The organism is uncultured Sphingomonas sp., from assembly GCF_964235535.1.
Lineage (GTDB): Bacteria > Pseudomonadota > Alphaproteobacteria > Sphingomonadales > Sphingomonadaceae > Sphingomonas.
In genome coordinates this window covers 77766-97369 of the sequence record NZ_CAXSBH010000003.1, presented here as the reverse complement: position 1 = coordinate 97369, position 19604 = coordinate 77766, and the positions used below count along the sequence as shown (strand labels likewise).

General features: G+C 69.2%; 26 protein-coding genes and 1 pseudogene. 8 read left to right on the top strand and 19 right to left on the bottom strand.

The window, feature by feature from the left end:
• The first annotated feature begins 296 nt into the window (after positions 1–296).
• Positions 297–602, top strand: a complete 306-nt coding sequence (locus tag ACFE7F_RS02460) for a hypothetical protein (protein ID WP_375402249.1) — start codon at positions 297–299, stop codon at positions 600–602.
• A 124-nt stretch (positions 603–726) separates the two neighbouring features.
• On the top strand, positions 727–1086 hold the full coding sequence (locus tag ACFE7F_RS02455; protein WP_375402248.1) for a response regulator: 360 nt from the start codon (positions 727–729) through the stop codon (positions 1084–1086).
• Between the two features lie 182 nt (positions 1087–1268).
• Here the strand turns inward: ACFE7F_RS02455 and ACFE7F_RS02450 are convergent.
• Positions 1269–1460, bottom strand: a pseudogene (locus tag ACFE7F_RS02450) (type II toxin-antitoxin system RelE/ParE family toxin); the annotation flags it as partial.
• A gap of 91 nt (positions 1461–1551) precedes the next feature.
• Positions 1552–1797, bottom strand: coding sequence for a type II toxin-antitoxin system ParD family antitoxin (locus tag ACFE7F_RS02445; RefSeq protein WP_375402247.1), 246 nt, complete (start codon positions 1795–1797; stop codon positions 1552–1554).
• A gap of 484 nt (positions 1798–2281) precedes the next feature.
• On the opposite strand from ACFE7F_RS02445, the gene ACFE7F_RS02440 reads away from it, so the two are divergent.
• On the top strand, positions 2282–2971 hold the full coding sequence (locus ACFE7F_RS02440) for a type 1 glutamine amidotransferase domain-containing protein (RefSeq protein ID WP_375402246.1): 690 nt from the start codon (positions 2282–2284) through the stop codon (positions 2969–2971).
• A 75-nt stretch (positions 2972–3046) separates the two neighbouring features.
• Here ACFE7F_RS02440 and ACFE7F_RS02435 read toward each other — a convergent pair whose 3' ends face one another.
• Entirely contained in the window at positions 3047–3664 is a 618-nt protein-coding gene (locus ACFE7F_RS02435) for a TlpA family protein disulfide reductase (protein ID WP_375402245.1), read from the bottom strand.
• 16 nt (positions 3665–3680) lie between these two features.
• Between ACFE7F_RS02435 and argH the strand changes: the two genes are divergently transcribed.
• The 5 genes from argH to ACFE7F_RS02410 are packed head-to-tail and all read left to right on the top strand — an operon-like array spanning position 3681 to position 8238.
• Complete coding sequence (gene argH / locus ACFE7F_RS02430; RefSeq protein ID WP_375402254.1) at positions 3681–5048, top strand: argininosuccinate lyase; 1368 nt, start codon at positions 3681–3683, stop codon at positions 5046–5048.
• The gene (locus ACFE7F_RS02425; RefSeq protein WP_375402244.1) at positions 5045–5278 is read left to right on the top strand and encodes a hypothetical protein; all 234 of its coding nucleotides are present in this window, start codon (positions 5045–5047) and stop codon (positions 5276–5278) included. The genes argH and ACFE7F_RS02425 overlap by 4 nt, the downstream gene beginning before the upstream one ends.
• A gap of 1 nt (position 5279) precedes the next feature.
• Positions 5280–6539 carry a diaminopimelate decarboxylase gene (gene lysA / locus ACFE7F_RS02420; RefSeq protein WP_375402243.1) on the top strand — a complete coding sequence of 420 codons (1260 nt, stop codon included), beginning with the start codon at positions 5280–5282 and terminating at the stop codon, positions 6537–6539.
• Positions 6527–7285 carry an NAD(P)-dependent oxidoreductase gene (locus tag ACFE7F_RS02415; RefSeq protein WP_375402242.1) on the top strand — a complete coding sequence of 253 codons (759 nt, stop codon included), beginning with the start codon at positions 6527–6529 and terminating at the stop codon, positions 7283–7285. Before lysA ends, ACFE7F_RS02415 begins: the two co-directional genes overlap by 13 nt.
• Entirely contained in the window at positions 7282–8238 is a 957-nt protein-coding gene (locus ACFE7F_RS02410; RefSeq protein WP_375402241.1) for a CorA family divalent cation transporter, read from the top strand. Before ACFE7F_RS02415 ends, ACFE7F_RS02410 begins: the two co-directional genes overlap by 4 nt.
• A gap of 141 nt (positions 8239–8379) precedes the next feature.
• On the opposite strand, the gene ACFE7F_RS02405 is transcribed toward ACFE7F_RS02410, so the two are convergent.
• The 16 genes from ACFE7F_RS02405 to ACFE7F_RS02330 all read right to left on the bottom strand — a co-directional run bounded on the left by ACFE7F_RS02405 (position 8380) and on the right by ACFE7F_RS02330 (position 19604).
• A complete protein-coding gene (locus tag ACFE7F_RS02405) occupies positions 8380–9051 on the bottom strand; it encodes a spermidine synthase (RefSeq protein WP_375402240.1) in 672 nt (223 codons plus the stop codon).
• A gap of 16 nt (positions 9052–9067) precedes the next feature.
• Positions 9068–9196, bottom strand: coding sequence for a hypothetical protein (locus ACFE7F_RS02400; RefSeq protein WP_375402239.1), 129 nt, complete (start codon positions 9194–9196; stop codon positions 9068–9070).
• A 12-nt stretch (positions 9197–9208) separates the two neighbouring features.
• Complete coding sequence (locus ACFE7F_RS02395; protein WP_375402238.1) at positions 9209–9574, bottom strand: DUF6481 family protein; 366 nt, start codon at positions 9572–9574, stop codon at positions 9209–9211.
• Between the two features lie 26 nt (positions 9575–9600).
• Positions 9601–9819, bottom strand: coding sequence for a hypothetical protein (locus ACFE7F_RS02390; RefSeq protein WP_375402237.1), 219 nt, complete (start codon positions 9817–9819; stop codon positions 9601–9603).
• A gap of 203 nt (positions 9820–10022) precedes the next feature.
• Entirely contained in the window at positions 10023–10421 is a 399-nt protein-coding gene (gene fliS, locus ACFE7F_RS02385; RefSeq protein ID WP_375402236.1) for a flagellar export chaperone FliS, read from the bottom strand.
• Positions 10421–11860, bottom strand: a complete 1440-nt coding sequence (gene fliD / locus ACFE7F_RS02380) for a flagellar filament capping protein FliD (protein WP_375402235.1) — start codon at positions 11858–11860, stop codon at positions 10421–10423. Before fliD ends, fliS begins: the two co-directional genes overlap by 1 nt.
• Positions 11861–11913: 53 nt before the next feature.
• A complete protein-coding gene (gene flhB / locus ACFE7F_RS02375; protein ID WP_375402234.1) occupies positions 11914–13047 on the bottom strand; it encodes a flagellar type III secretion system protein FlhB in 1134 nt (377 codons plus the stop codon).
• Entirely contained in the window at positions 13047–13820 is a 774-nt protein-coding gene (fliR, locus tag ACFE7F_RS02370; protein WP_375402253.1) for a flagellar biosynthetic protein FliR, read from the bottom strand. The genes flhB and fliR overlap by 1 nt, the downstream gene beginning before the upstream one ends.
• 164 nt (positions 13821–13984) lie before the next feature.
• The gene (gene fliQ, locus ACFE7F_RS02365) at positions 13985–14257 is read right to left on the bottom strand and encodes a flagellar biosynthesis protein FliQ (protein WP_375402233.1); all 273 of its coding nucleotides are present in this window, start codon (positions 14255–14257) and stop codon (positions 13985–13987) included.
• 8 nt (positions 14258–14265) lie between these two features.
• Positions 14266–15090 (bottom strand): flagellar type III secretion system pore protein FliP, encoded by an 825-nt coding sequence (gene fliP, locus ACFE7F_RS02360; protein WP_375402252.1) that lies wholly within the window; start codon positions 15088–15090, stop codon positions 14266–14268.
• Positions 15091–15146: 56 nt separating this feature from the next.
• A complete protein-coding gene (locus ACFE7F_RS02355) occupies positions 15147–15398 on the bottom strand; it encodes a flagellar biosynthetic protein FliO (RefSeq protein WP_375402232.1) in 252 nt (83 codons plus the stop codon).
• 9 nt (positions 15399–15407) lie between these two features.
• Complete coding sequence (gene fliN, locus ACFE7F_RS02350) at positions 15408–15698, bottom strand: flagellar motor switch protein FliN (RefSeq protein ID WP_375402231.1); 291 nt, start codon at positions 15696–15698, stop codon at positions 15408–15410.
• On the bottom strand, positions 15695–16693 hold the full coding sequence (locus ACFE7F_RS02345) for a flagellar motor switch protein FliM (protein ID WP_375402230.1): 999 nt from the start codon (positions 16691–16693) through the stop codon (positions 15695–15697). Before ACFE7F_RS02345 ends, fliN begins: the two co-directional genes overlap by 4 nt.
• 3 nt (positions 16694–16696) lie before the next feature.
• Complete coding sequence (gene fliL / locus ACFE7F_RS02340) at positions 16697–17302, bottom strand: flagellar basal body-associated protein FliL (protein ID WP_375402229.1); 606 nt, start codon at positions 17300–17302, stop codon at positions 16697–16699.
• 18 nt (positions 17303–17320) lie between these two features.
• The gene (locus tag ACFE7F_RS02335) at positions 17321–19153 is read right to left on the bottom strand and encodes a flagellar hook-length control protein FliK (protein ID WP_375402228.1); all 1833 of its coding nucleotides are present in this window, start codon (positions 19151–19153) and stop codon (positions 17321–17323) included.
• A gap of 37 nt (positions 19154–19190) precedes the next feature.
• Positions 19191–19604: a hypothetical protein gene (locus ACFE7F_RS02330; protein WP_375402227.1), complete on the bottom strand. Its 414-nt coding sequence runs from the start codon at positions 19602–19604 to the stop codon at positions 19191–19193.

Genomic DNA, 19604 nt, shown 5'->3' with positions numbered 1-19604 from the left:
AATCAGGTCCTGGCGGGCCGAATAACTGCGACCCCAGCCTGTCGCGGTCTCGAGCGCCGCGACATCGCCGGTCGTGAAATCGACCAAGCCGCTCAATTTTTGGATGAATCTGTTGGTCATGGCATTACGCTACACGGGGACACCCATAAATAATATTGCGCATTCTTGTTATACGAAGTTTAGTTGATGGGTGGTTCGCGTCGATGAAGAAGCTACTTAGTCTTCATCGGCAGCGCCAAGCGGTCCTGGCCGACAGCGACGGGCGACCCGTCCTCGCGAGCACAAGGCTTATACCCATGACGATCGATCTCTATGAGGGCGGCCTCGCCGTGCACCCGGCCCTGTCGCATGTTCCCGGCGTGGTGGAGCCATGCGGTCAAGCCGCGCTGCTGCTGATCGAAAGCCTGATCCACGGGCTTAAGGAGCGCGGCATCCTGACGATCGGCGAGGCGGTCGACGTCATCGAGACCGCCGCCGACGTGCAATACGAACTGGCGGACGCCGCCGACGGCGCGGGATCGGGGCTGCGCCACGTCGCGTCGCTGCTGACGGCGATGGCGTCGAGCTTGCAGGGCGATCTGAAGCCTGGCGAGGATCGCTGAGATTACCGATTGGCAATCGGCACTTGGAAAGAACCTATTGATCTGCCGCAATATGTTAGCGGTTAACAATAAATTAAGTTAAGCTGACGCGGTGAGCGTCGACCTGCTCAGGTGGAGATGACCTTTGTGTCACGTTCTGATTATCGAAGATGAAGCGATGATCGCCGTCGATCTGGAAAGCCTGCTCGAATGCGAGGGCGCATCGTCCTTCTCGTTCGCGGCGACCCAGGCCGAGGCGGTGATCGCCGCCCAGGCTCATCGGCCCGACATCATCACTTCGGACGTCACTCTTCTCGAGGGAACCGGCCCCGCCGCGGTGGCGCTGATCCGGGCGGTGCTGGGCAATATCCCGGTCGTCTATATCAGCGCGACGGCCAAGGGCTGCTGCGTGGAGGACCGCGTGACGCGGACCCTGACCAAGCCCCTGGATCGGCCCGCCGTCGCCACCGTATTCCGGGAACTCTGCGATATCAGCCGCGCTTAGCGGCACTTCGGGTCGAGCTTGCAGCTTTTTGGCATGCATCGCTTCGTGGCAATGCCACGACCGATCGTTTTCGACACCGGACAAGCGCGGAGAGGATCAAGCCGCTTCGAGTGTCGGGATAGGAGCTGGTTCATCAGCTATCTCCTGTACGCACTTCCGTACCGGTTCCATGTCGTGACCGATTATAGATAGCGGGCAGCATTCATGCGCTGATGCAGGATCCTGATAACGGCAATGCCGTAACTGGTCGGCCGGAAATAGATGACGTGATGCTCGGTCCCGCGCCGCCGATAGCCTGGCCGGATGTTGGCGCAACCCTGCCCCTGCTGTGGAGCATCCGCCAGTTTGGCACACATGGTTTTCAAGCCGAGCGTGTACCGGTTCGCTTACTCCTTCCCCGATTGTTTATTGGTGTAACGCCAGATGTCAGCCAGATCGCGCTCGGACGCAGGACTGAGACGGTATTCAGGCATTCTCTGCGTTCATGCGTCGAAGGAAGACATCGAAATCGAAGGCCTGTGGCTCGCCGCTCTGCTCGCCCTCGATCAGGGCCTGACGGATCGTCTCGATTTCAAAAGTCCTGTCCTGCTCGCGCCGGATGAGATTGCGGATCGCCTCGCTGTCATTGGTGTAGCTGCCAGCGTCGATCTGGGCGGCGATCCATGCGTCCTTCTGCTCGGTAAGGGTAATGGTTTTGCGCACGGTCGCCATGTCCAGCCTCCATCCTACTGCATCGTACTATCGGTGCGATTTAGCGCACTTGGCATAGCCAGCAAGGTGGGCTGACTACCGCCCGCGCCTACCGCAATCGCGGCCGTTTCGCTCCCGGTCACTTCTGTCTGACCTCTGCGCTCATCACCCCGCGCCTTAACGACGCCTCGGTGATAGCCCGCATCGCCTCGGGCGTGTTCCATTCGAACCCGCCGAGCCGACGCCACACCTCGCGTCCGCGCGCGTCGTACAGGATCGTCGCGGGTAGGTCGGCACCATAGGCGGTGCCGCTCTACCTTGAACTTTATAATGGCATTCGCGTTGGTTCAGGAATTCCTTCCCGAATATTGGTTGCGTTGCATGCGGGCGACTCCTCGCCATCGTGCGATGACGAAATTAGTTCCGGCGGCCGGCCGACAGTCTGATAATCATAATCAAGCAATAAAGTTTCTTACAAATCCCTTGTCTTTAAAGGACGCCGACCATGAAGATCCTGATGGTTCTTACATCTCACGACCAGCTGGGAGACACCGGAAAGAAGACCGGCTTCTGGCTCGAAGAACTCGCCGCGCCGTATTACGTGTTCAAGGAGGCCGGTGCCGAAATCACGCTCGCGTCGCCTGCTGGCGGGCGACCGCCGCTCGATCCGGCGAGCAACCAGCCCGACTTCCAGACGGACGACACCCATCGCTTCGAAGCCGACGCCGCGGCCGGGGAGCAGCTCGCCAATACGGTGCGGCTCGACTCCGTTCGGCAAGAGGATTTCGACACGGTCTTCTATCCCGGCGGTCATGGTCCGCTGTGGGATCTCACCAACGACCCGAACTCTATCGACCTGATCGAGTCCTTCCTGGCCGCGGGCAAGCCGGTGGCTCTGGTCTGTCATGCTCCAGGCGTGCTACGGAACGTCAGGACGCCCGAAGGCCGCCCGCTGGTCGAAGGCAAGCGCGTCACCGGGTTCACCAATACCGAAGAGGCGGCGGTCGGTCTGACCGAAATCGTACCGTATCTGGTCGAGGACGTGCTCAGCGCGCAGGGCGGCAGGTTCGAGAAGACGGAGGACTGGGGTGTCCTCGTCGTCACCGACGGCTTGCTGACGACCGGGCAGAATCCGCAATCCTCCTCGGCCGCCGCCAAGAAGCTCCTGGAGGGACTCGCCATTCCGGCACGGTAGGACGGGTGGCTGTACCGGAAGCGCTGACACCGAACGGCTTCGACCCTAATCAAGGATGCCTGCCGTTTCGGTCTATCAGCCCGCGACCTGCGATGCCTCGGCGATAGCCCGCATCGCCTCGGGCGTGTTCCATTCGAATCCGCCGAGCCGCCGCCACACCTCGCGTCCGCGCGCGTCGTACAGGATCGTCGCGGGCAGGTTGGCGGCGTAGGCGGTGCTGAGCGCGACGGCGGGGTCGCGGTAGGGCGCCAGCCGTTTGAAGCCGCGCGCCGCCAGGAACTTCGTCACCTTGTCCGGCTTCTCGTCCAGATCCTGCGCAATCGTCAGCACCCGCACCCGGTCGCCGAGCCTGCCGGCCGCGTCGTCGAGCGTCGGCAGCTCCGCGATGCACGGCGCGCACCAGGTCGCCCACAGATTGACGAGCAGCGGCTTGCCGCGGAAATCGGCGAACGTAACCTGCTTGCCGTCCGGCGCAACGAAGGCGGCGGTCGGCGCGGCCTCGCCGACATGGCTGCGATCGAACCCGGTCGCGGCGGCTTTGGCTGCACCGGCGGGCGGGGCGGAGCCGGCGACCACCTCGTCGGACGCGGGAGCCGATGCGGTCGCTTGCTCCGGGGCCGTCGCTTGCCTATCGCACGCCGCGGCGAACAGCGCCGATCCCAGGAGAAGAACGACGCCCGGGCGTGACGACATGGACGGCTCCAACACGATGTGGGGCGGGCGCTTTTCCGAAGGCCCGGCGGCGGTGATGCGCGAGATAAACGCGTCGCTGCCCTTCGACAAGCGGCTGTGGCGCCACGACGTCGCGGGCAGCCGCGCGCACGCCGCGATGCTCGGCGCGCGCGGGATCATTGCGCCCGCCGACGCCGCGGAGATCGACCGCGGGCTGGCCGACGTCGCCGCCGACTACGACGCGAACGGCGTGCCGGACGACCTCGCGCTCGAGGACATCCACATGCTGACCGAGGCGCGGCTCGCCGACCGCATCGGCGCGGTCGCGGGCCGTCTTCACACCGCCCGCTCGCGCAACGACCAGGTCGCGACCGACTTCCGGCTGTGGGTCCGGGATGCGGTCGACGAGGTACTGGGGGCGCTCGGGCAATTCCAGGCGGCGCTGCTCGCCCGCGCGGAGGAGCATGCCGACAGCGTCATGCCCGGCTTCACCCACCTGCAATCCGCGCAGCCCGTCACGCTCGGCCACCATCTGATGGCCTATCACGAGATGGCCGCGCGCGACGCGAGCCGCTTTTCCGATGCTCGCGCCCGCATGAACCGCTGCCCGCTTGGGAGCGCCGCGCTGGCGGGGACGGGCTTTCCGATCGACCGCGACGCCACCGCCGCCGCGCTCGGTTTTGACGGGCCGACGCTCAACTCGCTCGACTCGGTCAGCGACCGCGACTTCGCGCTCGACTACCTGGGCGCGGCCACGCAATGCGCGCTCCATCTGTCGCGGCTGGCGGAGGAGTTCGTGCTGTGGGCGTCGCAGCCTTTCGGCTTCATCTCGCTGTCGGACCGGTGGTCGACCGGCAGCTCGATCATGCCGCAGAAGCGCAATCCCGACGCGGCCGAACTGGTGCGCGGGCATAGCGGGCGGATCGCCGGCTGCCTCGTCGCGCTCACGGTGACGATGAAGGGCCTGCCGCTCGCCTATTCCAAGGACATGCAAGACGACAAGCCCCCCGTCTTCGAGGCGCACGACCTGCTCGGCCTGTCGCTCGCCGCTATGACCGGCATGGTGGAAAGCGCGACTTTCCGCACCGACCGGATGCGCGCGGTGGCGGAAAGCGGCTACGCGACCGCCACCGACCTCGCCGACTGGCTGGTACGCGAAGCGGGCGTGCCCTTCCGCGAGGCGCACCACACGACCGGCCGCGCCGTCGCGCGCGCCGAGGCGCTCGGCGTCATGCTCCACGAGCTGCCGCTCCTCGAGCTCCAGGCGATCGACGCGCGGATCACCGCCCGAGTGTACGACGTGCTATCCGTCGACGCGTCGGTCGCCAGCCGCACCAGCTTCGGCGGCACCGCGCCCGCCCGCGTCCGTGCCGCCATCGCCGCCGCCCGAGGGACTTGCCGATGAAACGCCTCCTGCCGCTCGCCGCGCTGCTGCTCACCGCCTGCGGATCGGCCGCGAACCTCGTACCCGCGCCCGGCAAGTCGCTCCCCGTCGCCCCCCGCGGCGCGCGCGCGACCCCGACGCCCGCCGAGCTCCTGACCGCGACGTCCCAGCAGCGCCCGGAACGCTCCACCGAACTGCTGCGCCGATCGGAGGAGCGGCGGTCGGACGAGTTCGACCTTCCCCCGCAATAGCATGGATCATTTCCACCACCGGGACGGCGTCCTTCACTGCGAGGACGTGCCCCTCACCCGCATCGCGGACGAGGTCGGGACCCCCGTCTACGTCTATTCCGCTGCGACCTTCCGCCGGCACGCGCGCGTATTCGCCCAAGCCTTCGCCGCGCTGCCCGACGTCCACCTCGCCTATGCGATCAAGGCCAACCCCAACCTCGCCGTTCTCCGCCTGCTCGCCGCCGAGGGCTACGGCGCGGACGTCGTGTCGGGCGGCGAGATGGCGCGCGCGCTCGCGGCCGGGGTGCCGCGCGCCGGCATCGTCTTCTCGGGCGTCGGCAAGACCCGCGCCGAACTCGCCCGCGGCCTCGATGAGGGCATCGGTCAGTTCAACCTTGAGGGGGAGGAGGAAGGCGAGGTCCTCGCCGACCTCGCCCATGCGCGCGGAACCGTCGCCCCCGCCGTGCTCCGCGTCAATCCCGACGTCGATGCGGGCACCCACGCCAAGATCTCCACCGGCCGCGCCGGAAACAAGTTCGGCATACCCATTGACCAGGCTCCCGGGATGTTCGCGCGCCTTAGCTGCCGCCCCGGCCTCGCGCTCCACGGCGTCGCGGTCCATATCGGCAGCCAGCTCGCCGACCTCGCCCCGCTCGAGGCCGCGTACGCCCGCGTCGGCGAGCTGGTCGCCGAACTCCGCCGCGCCGGCCACCCGGTCACCCGCGTCGATCTCGGCGGCGGGCTGGGCGTCCCCTACCGCCCCGGCGACACCCTGCCCGAGCCCGCCGATCTCGGCGCAATGGTCGCGTGCGTCACGGAGGGCTGGGGGGTACAGCTGCAGTTCGAACCCGGCCGCGTCATCGCCGGCAATGCGGGCGTGCTCCTCACCCGCGTCATCTGGGTGAAGCCGGGCGCGCAAAACCCCTACGTCATCGTCGACGCTGCGATGAACGACCTCGCCCGCCCCGCGCTCTATGACGCGTATCACGAGTTCGTCGCGGTGGAGCCGACCGGCGACCGCATGACCGCCAACATCGCCGGCCCCGTCTGCGAGACGGGCGACACCTTCGCCGTCGACCGCGAGATCGACCGCGTCGCATCGGGCGACCTCGCCGTGTTCCGCACCGCGGGCGCGTACGGCGCGACGATGGCGTCGACCTACAACAGCCGCGCGCTCGTCCCCGAAGTGCTCGTCGACGGCGACCGGTACGCCGTCGTCGCCGACCGCATCTCCCCCGAGACGATCCTGGCCGCCGAGCGCGTGCCGGAATGGCTCGCTTGACCTGGCACTCGCTCCCGCTGCTGATGCGCGTGAACGGCCGCCCGGTCATCCTGCTCGGCGAGGGCGAGGCCGCCGACGCCAAGCGCCGTCTGCTCCTCCGCGCGGGCGCGACGATCGTGAGCGAGGACGCGGACGCGCCCCTCGCGGTGGTCGCGATCGAGGACGAGGCGGACGCCCACGCGGCCGTGGCGCGGCTCAAGGGCAGGGGGGTCCTCGTCAACGCCGTCGACCGCCCCGCTCTGTGCGACTGGACACTCCCCGCGATCGTCGACCGCGATCCGCTGCTGGTCGCGATCGGCACCGGCGGCGTCTCCGCCGGCCTTGCCGCCGCGCTCCGCCAGCGGCTGGAGGGGCTGATCCCCGCCGATCTGGGGACCCGCGCGCGCGCGCTGTTCGCGGCCCGCGACCAGCTCCGTGCCCGCTTCCCCGACGGAGCCGACCGCCGCCGCGCGTTGGCGGACGCGATGGCCCCCGGCGGCCCGCTCGATCCGCTGGGGGAGGGCGATGCCGAGGCCTGGCTCGCCGACCCGCGCGCCGCGCCCGCGCCCAGCCTCCACATCCGCCTGACCGGCCCCGATCCCGACGACCTGACGCTACGTCAGGCGCGCGCGCTCGCGAGCGCCGACACGGTCCACCACGCGCCGGACGTGCCCCCGGCAATCCTCGCCCGCGCGCGCGCCGACGCCGACCGCGTCGCATGCGACCGCCCGCCCGCATCCGGGCTCTATCTGGAGATGGCCGAGTGAAGGGCTTCGCCTACCGCATCAACCCGGAGCGGTCCGAGCGTGTCGACATCGCCGCCGCGCTCGATCCGATACCCGAACTCGTCTGGGTCCATCTGTTCACCATCGACGACGACGCGCGCTCCTGGCTCGCCGATCACGCCAAGCTCAGCCCGCAGACGGTCGAGGCGCTCACCGCGCCCGAAACACGTCCGCGCTGCGACCAGTGGGAGGGCGGCGCGCTCGTCAACCTGCGCGGCCGCACCGATCAGGAGGAGGTGGTGGGCACCGACCTGCTCGCCTCGCTCCGCATCTGGGCGACGCACGGCCGCATCTTCTCCGTCACCCGGACGCAGCTTCACGCGCTGGACGCGATCGAGGCGTGCGTCGCCGCCGACAAGATCCATGATCCCGGCGATCTGATCGCCGAGTTCGCCGCCGCGATCACCAGCGACCTCGACCCACACGTCGCCGAACTCGGCGATCGGCTGGATATGTGCGAGGAAAGCCTGGAAGGCACCAGGATCTTCGAACTCCGCCGCCAGGTGACGCGCGTCCGCTCGACCGCGATCGGCTATCGCCGCTTCCTGGGACCGCAACGCGACGCGCTGGAGAAGCTGGCGGGCCTGCCCGGCGACTGGCTGGCCGCCGACGACCGCGTCCATCTCAGCGCCGCCGCCGACCGCGCCGCGCGCATGGCCGAGGAGCTGGAGGCGATCCGCGAACGATCGGCGGTGGTCCATGACGCGCTCACCGACATGCGCGCCGAACAGCTCGACCAGCGCGGGCTGATCCTCTCGGTCGCGGCGCTCATCTTCCTGCCGCTGACCTTCCTCACCGGACTGTACGGCATGAACGTCGAGGGGCTGCGCGGGGCCAAGAACCCCCACGCCTTCGACATCATCACGGGCGTCTGCCTGCTGATCGCGGTGGCGATCACCGTCTTCTTTGTAGTTCGACGGTGGACGTCGCGTTAGATTGCATCGACGGCAACCGCCCCTATTCCGTCATGCTGAACTTGTTTCAGCATCCATCGTCGTGCGCGAGACGACCCGTCCTCGTGTGGACCACGCTGGACCCTGAAACGAGTTCAGGGTGACGGAGCAGGAGAAGGTGATCTACCGCTTCTCCCCGAACCAGATCACGTGCCGCGGCCCCTTGCCGTTCGACCGCGCCCGGACCACGACCTCCTCCACCGCGAACCCCGCCTCGCCCATCCGCCGGGCGAAGCGAGGGTCGGGCCCCGCCGACCAGACCGCCAGCACCCCGCCGGGCGTCAACGCTCCCCACGCCGCCGCCAGCCCCGCCGCCGAGTACAGCCGGTCGTTCCCCGCCCGCGTCAGCCCGTCCGGGCCGTTATCCACATCGAGCAGAATCGCGTCGTAGCCGCCGCGCGCCGCCCGGATCGACGCCGCCACATCCTCCTCGACCAACACGACGCGGGGATCGTCCAGGCACCCGGCGGTCAGCGCCGCCATCGGCCCGCGCGCCCATTCGACGATCCCGGGCACCAGCTCGGCCACCACCACCTGCGCGCCCCGACCCAGCACCGCCAGCCCCGCGCGCAGCGTGAAGCCCATCCCGTATCCGCCGATCAGCAGCCGCGGAGCCGCGCGCCCGGCCAGCCGCTCGCACGTCATCACCGCGAGCGCCTCCTCCGACCCGCTCATCCGGCTGTTCATCAATTCGTTGCGGTCGAGCACGATGGTATGGTCGGCCCCGCGCCGGAACAGCCGAAGCTCGCCGCCGCCGGGCACCGCCGCCGTCCCGATCAGCTCGCGGGGCGTCACGCCCGCGCTTCCCGCCTCAAGACTTGATGGTGGTCATCTCGACCGGCTTGCCCTTGCTCGACGGGTTGGACTGGTCGAGCTTGGGCGGCTTGGTCGCCTTGGGCTTGCGCACTTCCTTGTTCGACTTCTTCTGACTCTTGGCCACGATGTCGCTCCTTTATTTCTTGCGGTTCTTGCGCGCGGCATAGCGCGCGTCGCGCGCCGCCTTGCGCTCCTCGTCGGTCATCTTCGGCGTCGCGGCGGCCACCTTGGCGAGTTCCGCGGCTTCCGCCGCCGCCGCGGCTTCGGCGGCCGCCTGCGCGGCGCGCTCGCGCTTGGCGGTCGCCTCCTCCTCGCGCGCCAGGCGCGTCGCCTCGCGCTTCTGCGCGGCGGCCGCGTCGCGAGCGGCGGCGGCGGCGACGCGCTGCGCGACGACGGCCTCGTCCACGGGCGGCTTGGCGCGCAGCTTGGCCAGCGCCGCCTCCTTGGCGCGCGCGGCGGCGGCCTGCCGGTCGGTGAAGCTCGGGTCCTTGAATGCAGCCATAAAGTCCGTCTGGGTCCTATCGGTGGTTAGAAGCGGGAAAGCCGGGTCGGCGTACGCGTCACCGGCCCCGCGATGACCTTGGTCTTGTACAGCTTGACGATCTCGGCGGCGTCGACCGCGTTGTTCATCACCACGCGCGTGCCGCCCGAATGCAGCGTCTCGATCGCCGAGATGCCCAGCTTCTTCTTGGCGCAGGTCGCGACGACATGGTCCTGGGGGGCGTTGACGTTGATCGCACGGGACATGGCGGCTCCTGGTGGTTGCGCGGCGAACGCCGGCCGACCGCCACTATTCCACAAATCATGAGCCCGCGCCATCGGTGGCCGGGCTCGGTGCGGGAGCGATGGGGAACCAGGGCGACCCGACACGGTCGCACGCCGCTATGTCCAATCTATATAGAGCGGCGCGCGCGAAAAGCCAAATGGGCCGGGTATTGCGCCCCGCGCCTCTACCGCGCTCGAACGGTCGCCCAGGCCTGCGCGATGCCGTCCAGCTCCGCCGCGACCGTGCGGAACGGGGCGGGGTCGTCGCCCAGGCTGGCCTGCACCACTTCGCGGCGCGCCCCCGCATAAAGCGTCGCCAGCGTGCGCGAGACTTCGCCGCCCGCTTCGTGGTCCAGCCCAGCCTCCAGCGCGAACAGGACAGCGGTCGCGCGCGTCACCCGCTCGCTCTTCCTTGCGTAATTGCGCTGCTCGGCGGCGTGGGCGGCCGCGCGGAGCGCCGCCGTCACCTCGCCGTACAGCATCTGCACCAGACCCGCGCCGTCGCCCGCCGCGGCGGCGCGCCCGGCCACGTCGATCCGGCGGTAGGTGTTCTCCGGACCGCGGAGCGCGCTCGCATAGGCCATCACGCGTCGCTCCGGTTCCACGCCTTGATCTGGTTGTCGAGGAAGGTCTGCGTCGATTTGTATGCCGCCGTGCGCGCGTCCATCGTCGTGAACTGCCGCGACAGTCGATCGCGCGCCTGCGCCGTCTGCTCGACGACCTTCAGCTTGGCGGTCGCGACCTCGCCGCGGGCCTTGGTGTAGGTGCTGGTCGACGCGTCCAGCCCGACCACCCGGTCGGTGCCACCCTTGACCACCGCCGCCAGCGCCGCCGACAACCCGTCGCCGGTCGCCGCTTTCCCGGCCGCGAACATGCGCTCGACCGCGGCGGGGAAGTCGGCGACCGCCTTGGTCAGCCGCGCCGCGTCGACCGACAGCGTGCCGTCGCGCGCGGTCGCCACGCCGAGATCGGCCAGCGTCCGGGGAGCGCCCGCGACGCCGGCCGGGGCCAGCACCGTGGTCGTCAGCCGGCTCAGGCCGCGCGCCAGCGACCTGACCGCGTTGTCGCTCGCCAGCACGCCCGATTTCGGATCGTTCTGTTCCTTGATGACGGCCAGCATCTCGTTGTACGCGCCCACGAAGTCGCTCACCGCCGTGGTGATCGCCGCGCCCGGCTTGGCCGTCGCGATCTGGACCGGGGTCGTTGACAGGCCGACCAGGTCGAGCGTCGCCCCCGGGATCAGGTCGGTGATCGTGTTGCTCGTCCGGTTGAAGGTGACGCCGTCCACCGCGACCACCGCGTCGCGCGCGCGGGTCGCGGTGGTCGCCGTGGTGGAGGTGCGACTGACCGCCAGCCCCGTCAGCGACTGGCCCGCCCCGCCGGCATCGCTGCCCGTGATCTCGAACGCCCGGTCCGCGCCGGACGCGCCGCTGATCGACAGTCGTTCGTTGCCGCCGTCCAGGACGATCTTGGCCGTGACGCCGGCGTTCGCCGCGTTGATCTTGGCGGCGATCTTGGTCAGCGTCGTGTCGGCATCGGTGATCTGGATGTCGATCGCGTCGCCCGCTGCTGCGAAGCCGGTCGTCCCCCCCGTCGCCGGGTCGACCATGTCGCGCCCGAACTGCAACCGGAGCGCGCCCTCGCGGAATTGGGTATCCACGGGTTGGCCGGTGTTGGTCGTCGACACCTGCCTGCCGGCGAGCGACGTCACCGCGATCTTGGCCGTTATGTCGGTGACGGGCGCGCCCGCCGTCCGCACGACCCTGATCGCGGCCTCGTTCGACGAAGTAAGCTTGCTGGCGAGCGTGCCGCCCGCCGTCAGCGACTTGAGCGCGCCGTCCAGGCCCGTGACCGTGCTCTTGAGCTTGGACACGCCGGAGATCTGCGCCTCGATCCTGGTCTCGCGCCGCGCGAACTCGGCGTTCTTGGCCGCGAACTGCGCCTCGAGCAGCGAGGTGACGAGCGCGCCGACATCAATGCCGGAACCCGACCCCAGCGTCTTCGCGATCGATTCGATGGCCATTCGTACTTACTCCCCGCGCGTCGGAGACCTAAACGGCTGCAGGCGCGCGTTCTTTAGGTCGGCTCGCCGTTCTCGTCGAACCGCGCACCGGGGGGCACGTCGACGGGCGGCAGGGGCGGGGCCGACCCGCCGGCGTCGGCATTCAGCTGGAACACGAAGGCGAGCACGGTCGCGACCGCGAGATACAGGTCGTCGCGCACCTCCTGCCCCTCGCGGCTGGTGTAATAGACCGCGCGCGCCAGCTGCGGATATTCGAGCACCGGCAGCGCCCGCTCGCCCGCGAACTCCCGGATCGCCAGCGCGGTCGCGCCGCGTCCCTTGGCGACCACCACCGGCACCTGGTCGCGCCCGCGCTCGTACCGCAGCGCCACCGCGAAATGCGTCGGGTTGGTCAGGATCACATGCGCCTCCGCCACCGCCTTGCGCGCGCCGCCTTGCAGCACCTCGCGCCGGCGCTGACGTTGCTGCGCCTTGGCCTCGGGCGACCCCTCGCTCTGCTTGTGCTCGTCCTTCACCTCCTGCTTGGTCATGCGCATCTTCATCATACGCCGGATCGCCTGTACGGGTATGTCGATACCCGCAATCACGACCAGCCCGCCCGCCATCGCGATCAGCGTATTCGCGAACAAGTCACCAAGGATCGCAATGGCTTGCCCCAGATCCGCCGCGGACATCGATGGCGCGATCCGCGCCACCTTCGCCAACATCCACCAGCCGATCGCGCCCAGCAGCACGACCTTGAGGAGCGACTTGCCCAGCTCGATCCACCCCTGCGCGCCGAGCATCCGCTTCAGCCCCGCCGCCGGATCGATCCGGCTTCCCTTGGGAGCCATCAGCTTGGCGTTCCATCCCAGCGATCCGAGCCCCGCCTGGCTGGCGATGGCCGCGACGACGCTGACCGCGAACAGGCTGCCGAGCGACGGCCCCAGCCGCCACCCCGCCTCCAGGATCGGCCGAAAGGGCGCGAAATCCTCCACGTCCGCCCGCCCAAACCGGAGCGACGCGGTCATCACGCCCTTGCACGCCGCGACCAGTTCCGGCCCGAACCATACGACCCACGCCACGCCCGCCAGCATGGCGAGCGCGGTTCCGAACTCCCGGGACTTGAGGACATCGCCCTTCTCGACCGCGTCGCGCACCCGTTTGGGGGTCGCCGCCTCCGTGCGTTCGCCGCCGGCCTCAGACATCAGCTAAGCACCAACCGATCGGCGGCCTGGAGGCTCTCGCGCACGATCACGAGCATGTAATCGCCCATCGCCGGGAACGACACGGCCAGCGCCACGATGCCGACCGCCAGGCTCATCGGCAGCCCGACCGCGAACAGGTTCAAGGACGGCGCGGACCGCGAGATCATGCCGACCACCAGATTCAGGCAGAGCAGCAGGAACCCGACCGGCAACGCCAGCAGCAGCCCCGCAGCGAAGGCGTACCCCCCAAAGATCGCGATCGCCTTGAGCCGTTCCGCGCCCATCCACGCCTGCCCCGGCGGCAGCGCGTCGTAGGAGCGCACGATCATCTCGACGAGCACGAGGTGGCCGTCGAGCGACAAGAACAACAGCGTCAGCATGATCGAGAAGAACTGCCCGAGCGCGGGCGAGGAGCGCCCGTTCTGCGGGTCGACCGACGACGAGAAGCCAAGCCCCATCGACCCGCCGATCAATTCGCTCGCGATAAGTGGGGCGGCGAACGCGATCTGGATCACGAAGCCGATGGCGAGCCCGACCAGCGCCTCGGCGGTGACGGCCATGACCGTCGCCACCCCGAACAGGCTTGCGGGCGGGGTCACGGGATGGGCGTGGAGCACCAGCACGCCGACCGCGCCCGACAGCGCGACCCGCACGGTGAGCGGCACGCCGACGGCCCCGAACACGGGCGCGGCCACGAACGCCGCGCCGACGCGGATCATCACGAATACCAGCGCCCAGAGCTGCGGCTCGATGGAGAGGCCGAAGCCAAGAATGAGGTCAGGCCCCGCGCGCGTCGCGCGACCGCAACCACACCCCTTCGTCACCCCGGACTTGTTCCGGGGTCCATGGTTCCGCGCGCACCACAGACGGTGTACGTACAACGATGGACCCCGGAACAAGTCCGGGGTGACGGGGAGGTAAGCAGGCGGCGCGGCTACTAGCGAACAAGATCGGGAATCCGTTCGAATATCCCCACCGTGAAATCCGACAGCAGCCCCAAAATCAGGCTACCGAAGATCATGATCGACACCGCCACGACCAGCAGCTTCGGCACGAAGGACAAGGTTTGCTCGTTGATCGACGTCGCGGCCTGGATCATGCCCAGGATCAGGCCCGCGAGCAGCGCCGGGATCAGGATCGGCGCGGCGGCCAGCGCCAGCACCCACATGGTCTGGTTGGCGACCGTCAGGAAATAGTCGGCGTCGGCCATCTAGGTCCTCACGCGAAGCTGTTGGCGAGGCTGCCCATCGTCAGCGCCCACCCGTCGACGAGCACGAACAGCAGGAGCTTGAACGGCAGCGAGATGATCTGCGGGGACAGCATCATCATACCCAGCGACATGAGCACGGTCGCGACCACCAGGTCGATGACGATGAAGGGCAGGAAGATCAGGAACCCGATCTGGAACGCGGTCTTCAGCTCGCTGGTGACGAAGGCGGGAAGTAGCACCGCATAAGGGATGTCGTTCGCCGATCGGTACGGCCCCGACTTGGCCATCTCGGCGAACATGGTCAGGTCCTTGATCCGCGTCTGCTTGGACATGAACGCGTGGAGCGGAGCGCCGGCGGCCTGGATCATCTGCGTGCCCGCGAGCTGTCCGGCCGCATAGGGCTGGATGGCGGCCGTGTTGATCTGGTTGATGGTGGGGGCCATGATGAACAGGCTCAGGAACATCGATAGCCCGATCAGCACCTGGTTGGGCGGCGTCTGTTGAAGCCCCAGCGCCTGGCGCAGCACGGCGAGCACGATGATGATCCGCGTGAAGCTGGTCATCATCAGCAGGATGCCCGGCAGGATCGTCAGCAGGCCCATGATGATGAGAACCTGGAGCGACAGGCTCAGCGATCCCGACTGTCCGGGTGCGCCGCCGCCAAGCTGCCCGAGCGCGCGGTCGACCGCGTCGCCGACGCCCGGCGGGGCGGGGACAGCGGGCACCCCTTGCGCAAAGGCGGGGATCGCGACGCACATGGCTAGGACGATCGCGACGATCGCGACGATCGCGAACACCGCGCCGAAGCCGCCTCGACTCTTGCGCCGGGTCATTCGCGCACAAACGCTGCGGATCAGCGCAGGGCCGGAGCCGAGGCGCTTGACGGTGATCACGCGTCCACCTTGTCGACCAGCGTCACGCCGCCGCGCCCGACCGAGACCAGCAGCCGCTTGCCCTCGAAATCGAGCACCGCAAGCTTCAGGCCCGGCGAGATCATCATCGTTTCGCGGATGGCGATCGTGCGCGTCGTCGGCTTGCCCGGCATGCGTTGCTCGAGGCGGCGCCACAGGTACAGCGAGCCGATCATCAGCCCGCATACCAGCGGCAGCAGCACGACGAGCTTCAGGATGTAGGACCACATCACGGCGCGTCAGTTCCGCTTGTCGGGAGAAACGAGCTCGGTCATTCGTACGCCGAACCGCTCGCCCACCGTCACCACCTCGCCGCGGCCAATCAGCGTGCCGTTGACGAAGACGTCGAGCAGCTCGTTCGCCTGCCGGTCGAGCTCGATCACGCTCGACTCTCCCAGCGCCAGCAGCTCGCGCAGGGTCAGGTTGGTGGAGCCTATCTCCACGGTCAGCTTGACGTCGACGTCCTGAAGCAGCCGGAAATTGGCCGCCAGGCTGGCGTCGACCGGGAAACCGCCGGTCATGTCGTTCATTGCGCGGGTCCTTGAAACGGATGGGCATCGGAGCAGGCTTGATGGGAGAGCGAGGTGAGGCGCACGGCGGCCTGGCCGTTCGACACCCCGACGGTGCCTGCGCCCAGGCAGCCGCCGCCGACCATCACGGGCACGTTGGCGCCGAACGAGACCGGGATCACGTCGCCCGCCTTCAAATTCATGAGCAGCGACAAGGGCACGACCGGCTCGGCCAGGACGGAGCGGACGGGGAAGGTCACGTTCATCGCCGCGCGGGTCAGGGCGGTGCGCCAGGCCGGATCGGGCTCGACCTTGTCGAGGACGCGGCCGGTCAGGGTCGCGCCGTGGGGCTTCATCGCCGCGACCGGATAGAGCAGGTCGAGGTGGACCGGCGCGCCGTCCTCGGCGGCAAGGCCGAATCGCGTCACGATCAGCGCGTCCTCGGCGGCGACGCCCAGCATCGCCGCGTTCGCCTCCGCGCGCCCGACCGCGAAGTCGATCCGCGCCAGCGGCTCCCACGCGGCGGTCAGCGGCGCGGCGATCATGTCGCCCAGCCGCGCGATCATCGCCTCGGCCGCGGGCGAGAACTCGGTCGGCAACACGGGCGGAGTTGAGCCCGACCCGCCGAAGAACAGGTCCAGCAGCTCCAGCACGAACCGGCCGTCGACCACGCACAGCGCCTGACCCCCGAAGCCCTGACCGACCGGCGACGTCATCGGCAGCGGCAGCCAAGCCGTCAGCTCGGGGCCGCGCTCGGCTCGGTAGTCGCTGAAATGCTGCACGGCGAGCGGTTCGGCCCAGCAGCGCAGCTCACGTTGCAACAGCGGCTCGAACACGCCGCGCAACGACCGCGCGAGCCGGGCCGACAGGTGCTGAACCGTATGGAGGTCGCCGAACGGGTTGAGCTTGGTCTGGCCGAACAGCGCGGCCGCGCCGCCGAGCGCGCCGTGGCCGTCGCCGGCGCGCGCGCTCTCCCGGCGGTTCGTCGGGTCGGGGTCGGATCGGCCGTTAACCATGCCTCACTGAACAACGAAATTGGTGAAGTAAACGTTACTGACCCCGCCGAATCCCTCCTTCTGCTCCAACGTTTCGTTGATCGCCCGCGCCAGCCTGCGCTGGAGCTGCTTCTTGCCCTCCGTGTTGAACACCTGCTCCTCGCTGGTGTCGCTCAGCGTCATCAGGATCGCCGATCGGACCGCGATGTCGTTGGTCTTCAACCGCTCGACGACCGTGTCGTCGTACGGCGTCGACACGGCCACGCCGACCTGGATGAAATGCACCGAGTTCTGGAGGTTGGAGGTGAACTCCTTCTCCATCGCATAATAGTTGGACGCGTACTTCTCGCCGCCCGCGACCTCGGGAGTTGGCTTGCCCTCATGCGTCGGCTCGGGCGCGTCGCCGCCCTTGGCCTCGTCCCCGCCGCGCTTCTGCTCGCTTTTCATCACCAGCTTGGGCTTGGGCTTCCCTTCGGCCTCGCCGTGACCGTCGCCGACCAGCCCGGCGCTGGCGGCGTACAACCCCGCGCCGACGCCGCCGCCGATCAGCACGACCAGCCCCACGCCCAGCACCAGCAGCTTCCCCAACTTGCCCTTCTTCTTGGGCGCGTCCTCGGTCTTGTCGCTCATTCAGGCAGTCCTTCTCATTCAGGCGATGCGGGTGTCGGTGGAATCGTCGTCGACCGTCGCCGCATGGCGCGGTCGGGCGGGGACAGGAGTGCCGTCGGATCGGGGCTGGCGACCGTTCGGCTGCGAGCCGTCGCCGCCGACCGCCGTCTGCCCCAGTTTGAGCCCGCGCGCCTCGGCCGCCTCCGCCAGGCGCGTCGAGGCATCCTGGAGCAGTGCGCGCGTCGCGGCCTGTTCGGCGTTGAAATGGACATGGACGGTGTCGCCCTCGCGCTTCACCGCGACGTCGATGACGCCGAGCGCATCGGGGAGCAGGCGTATCCGTGTATCCACGGCGTCGACCGCGTCGCGCAGTCGCTCGATCCGGTCGATCATCGCGGTCGGCCAGCGATCCTGGCGCAGGTCGAGCGGCGCGCCGGCGGCCATCGCCGTGACGACAGGCGCATCGGGTCGGGCGACCTCCAGCGGCGCGGCCAGCGCTTCACCCGCGACCATCCGCGGATCACGCGCGGGACGGCGGAGATCGGCGGCGAACACCTGACGCGCCGAACCACTCATCACCGCGCGCGCGACCAGCGGGGCGGGGACGTCGGTCGTAGACAGCGCACGATCGATGATAGCGGGCTTGGACGCATTCGGCCGCAGGTCGGCTGGGGAGGGCGAAGGAGAAGCGGTCGGGGGGATGATCGTCTGAGCGATCGGCTCGGCCGAGGCGGACGGCAACGGCTGTCGGCCGGTGGGAACGGGCGGCTGAACGACGATAGCCGGTACGCCCTGGGCCGCCGGAGCAGGCGAAGGATCGATCATGTCGGTCGGCGCTGCCGAGGCCGCTGGGGCGGTCGGCCCGCTCGCCGCTACGACCGGCTGAACCGCCGGCCCGCGTGAGGGCGTCGCCTCGGCTCGCGTCCACCGAGGGGTGAGGCCGATCGTCCGCTCGAGTGTCGGCGCGACCGTGACGGCCTCGCTTGTCGGCGACGCCGGGCGGTCCGGAGCGGGCGACGGCGCGACAGCGGCCTGGCCGATGACGACGATGTCATAGGGATATGGCGTTATCGGTGGCCCAGTCAGCACGGGCGCTGGATCCTGCCGTGTCGGAAGAGCGATCGTCGCAGGCGGTTCGGGAGAAAGTTCCGGCTCAGGACGGCGTTCATCCGCTGCAACAACAAGGTCGGCCGCCTCGTCGCTCTCCGGCGAAACGAAACGGTGCCAGGCCGCCGGTGCGGGTGCCGTCACGGGGGGCTTGAGCGGCGGCGCGGCGACCGGAAAAGGCGCGCCGTCCGGCTGGAGCGACCGCTTCTGCATGATCGTCGATCCGGGCGTCGGCGCATCGACCTCTTCGCCGGTCTCCAGCGGGACGAAACGGCACCAAGCGGCATGCGTCGGCGTCGTCTCGGAAGGCTCGAGCGGCGGCGCGGCGGCCCGTACGGGCGCGCCGCCCGGCTGGACCGAGCGCGTCTCCGTGATCATCGACTCGGGCGTCGACGTATCGGCCTCTGCGACGGTTTCCAGCGGAACGTGACGGCGCCACGCGGTAAGAGCGGGTGCTCTGGTCAGAGGGTCGGGCGACGACGTGGTCGCCAGGACGGGCTGCCCATCCTGCGAAGGAGACTGGGCCTTCACGATCGGCAATTCGGGCACCGACGGGGTCGGGGTCGGGGTCGGGGTCGGAGTCGGGGGCGCGGGCGCTTCGAGCGACGGCATCGCCTTGCCGGTCGGGGCGGCGATCTGCCGGACGACCACCGGTGCTTCGCCGATTCCGGCCAGCACCATCCCGAAGATGGCGGGATCGCCCGCCACCGGGGCGGGCGGCTTGGGCGCGAGGAGATCGAGCAGAGGCGAAAGGGCGGGGATCATGCAGGCTGATGTCCGGTCGGTCGGGTTCACCGAATACCTAGCAAGGGTCGTGCCGTTTACGGCCGGGCCCGGCCTCCTCCTGCGCGCGGCGCTCGCGGGCGACCGCGTCCCTGCCTCCGCGCTCGATCAGTTTCTCGACCGCCGACTGGTCCTGCTTGGCCGCGCGCGCATGAGCGGCCGCGCGGTACACGTCCGCCTCGGCGGCGCCGACCCGCGCGATGGCGGCGAGCGCCGAAACGCCCAGCCGTTCGCGGTAATGCGCGGCCGCGACGAGCGTCACCGCATCTCCCGACACCGGCGCGACCGCCTCAGCGAGCTGGGCGACGCGCGCCGACAGCGCGGTCTCGGTGGCGACGGTGTTCCTGGCGCGCGCTTCCTCGGCGCGGGCGAGCGTGAGCTGGAGCGTACGGACGCGGTGGATGCGCGCCAGCGTCCGCGCGTCGGTCGCCAC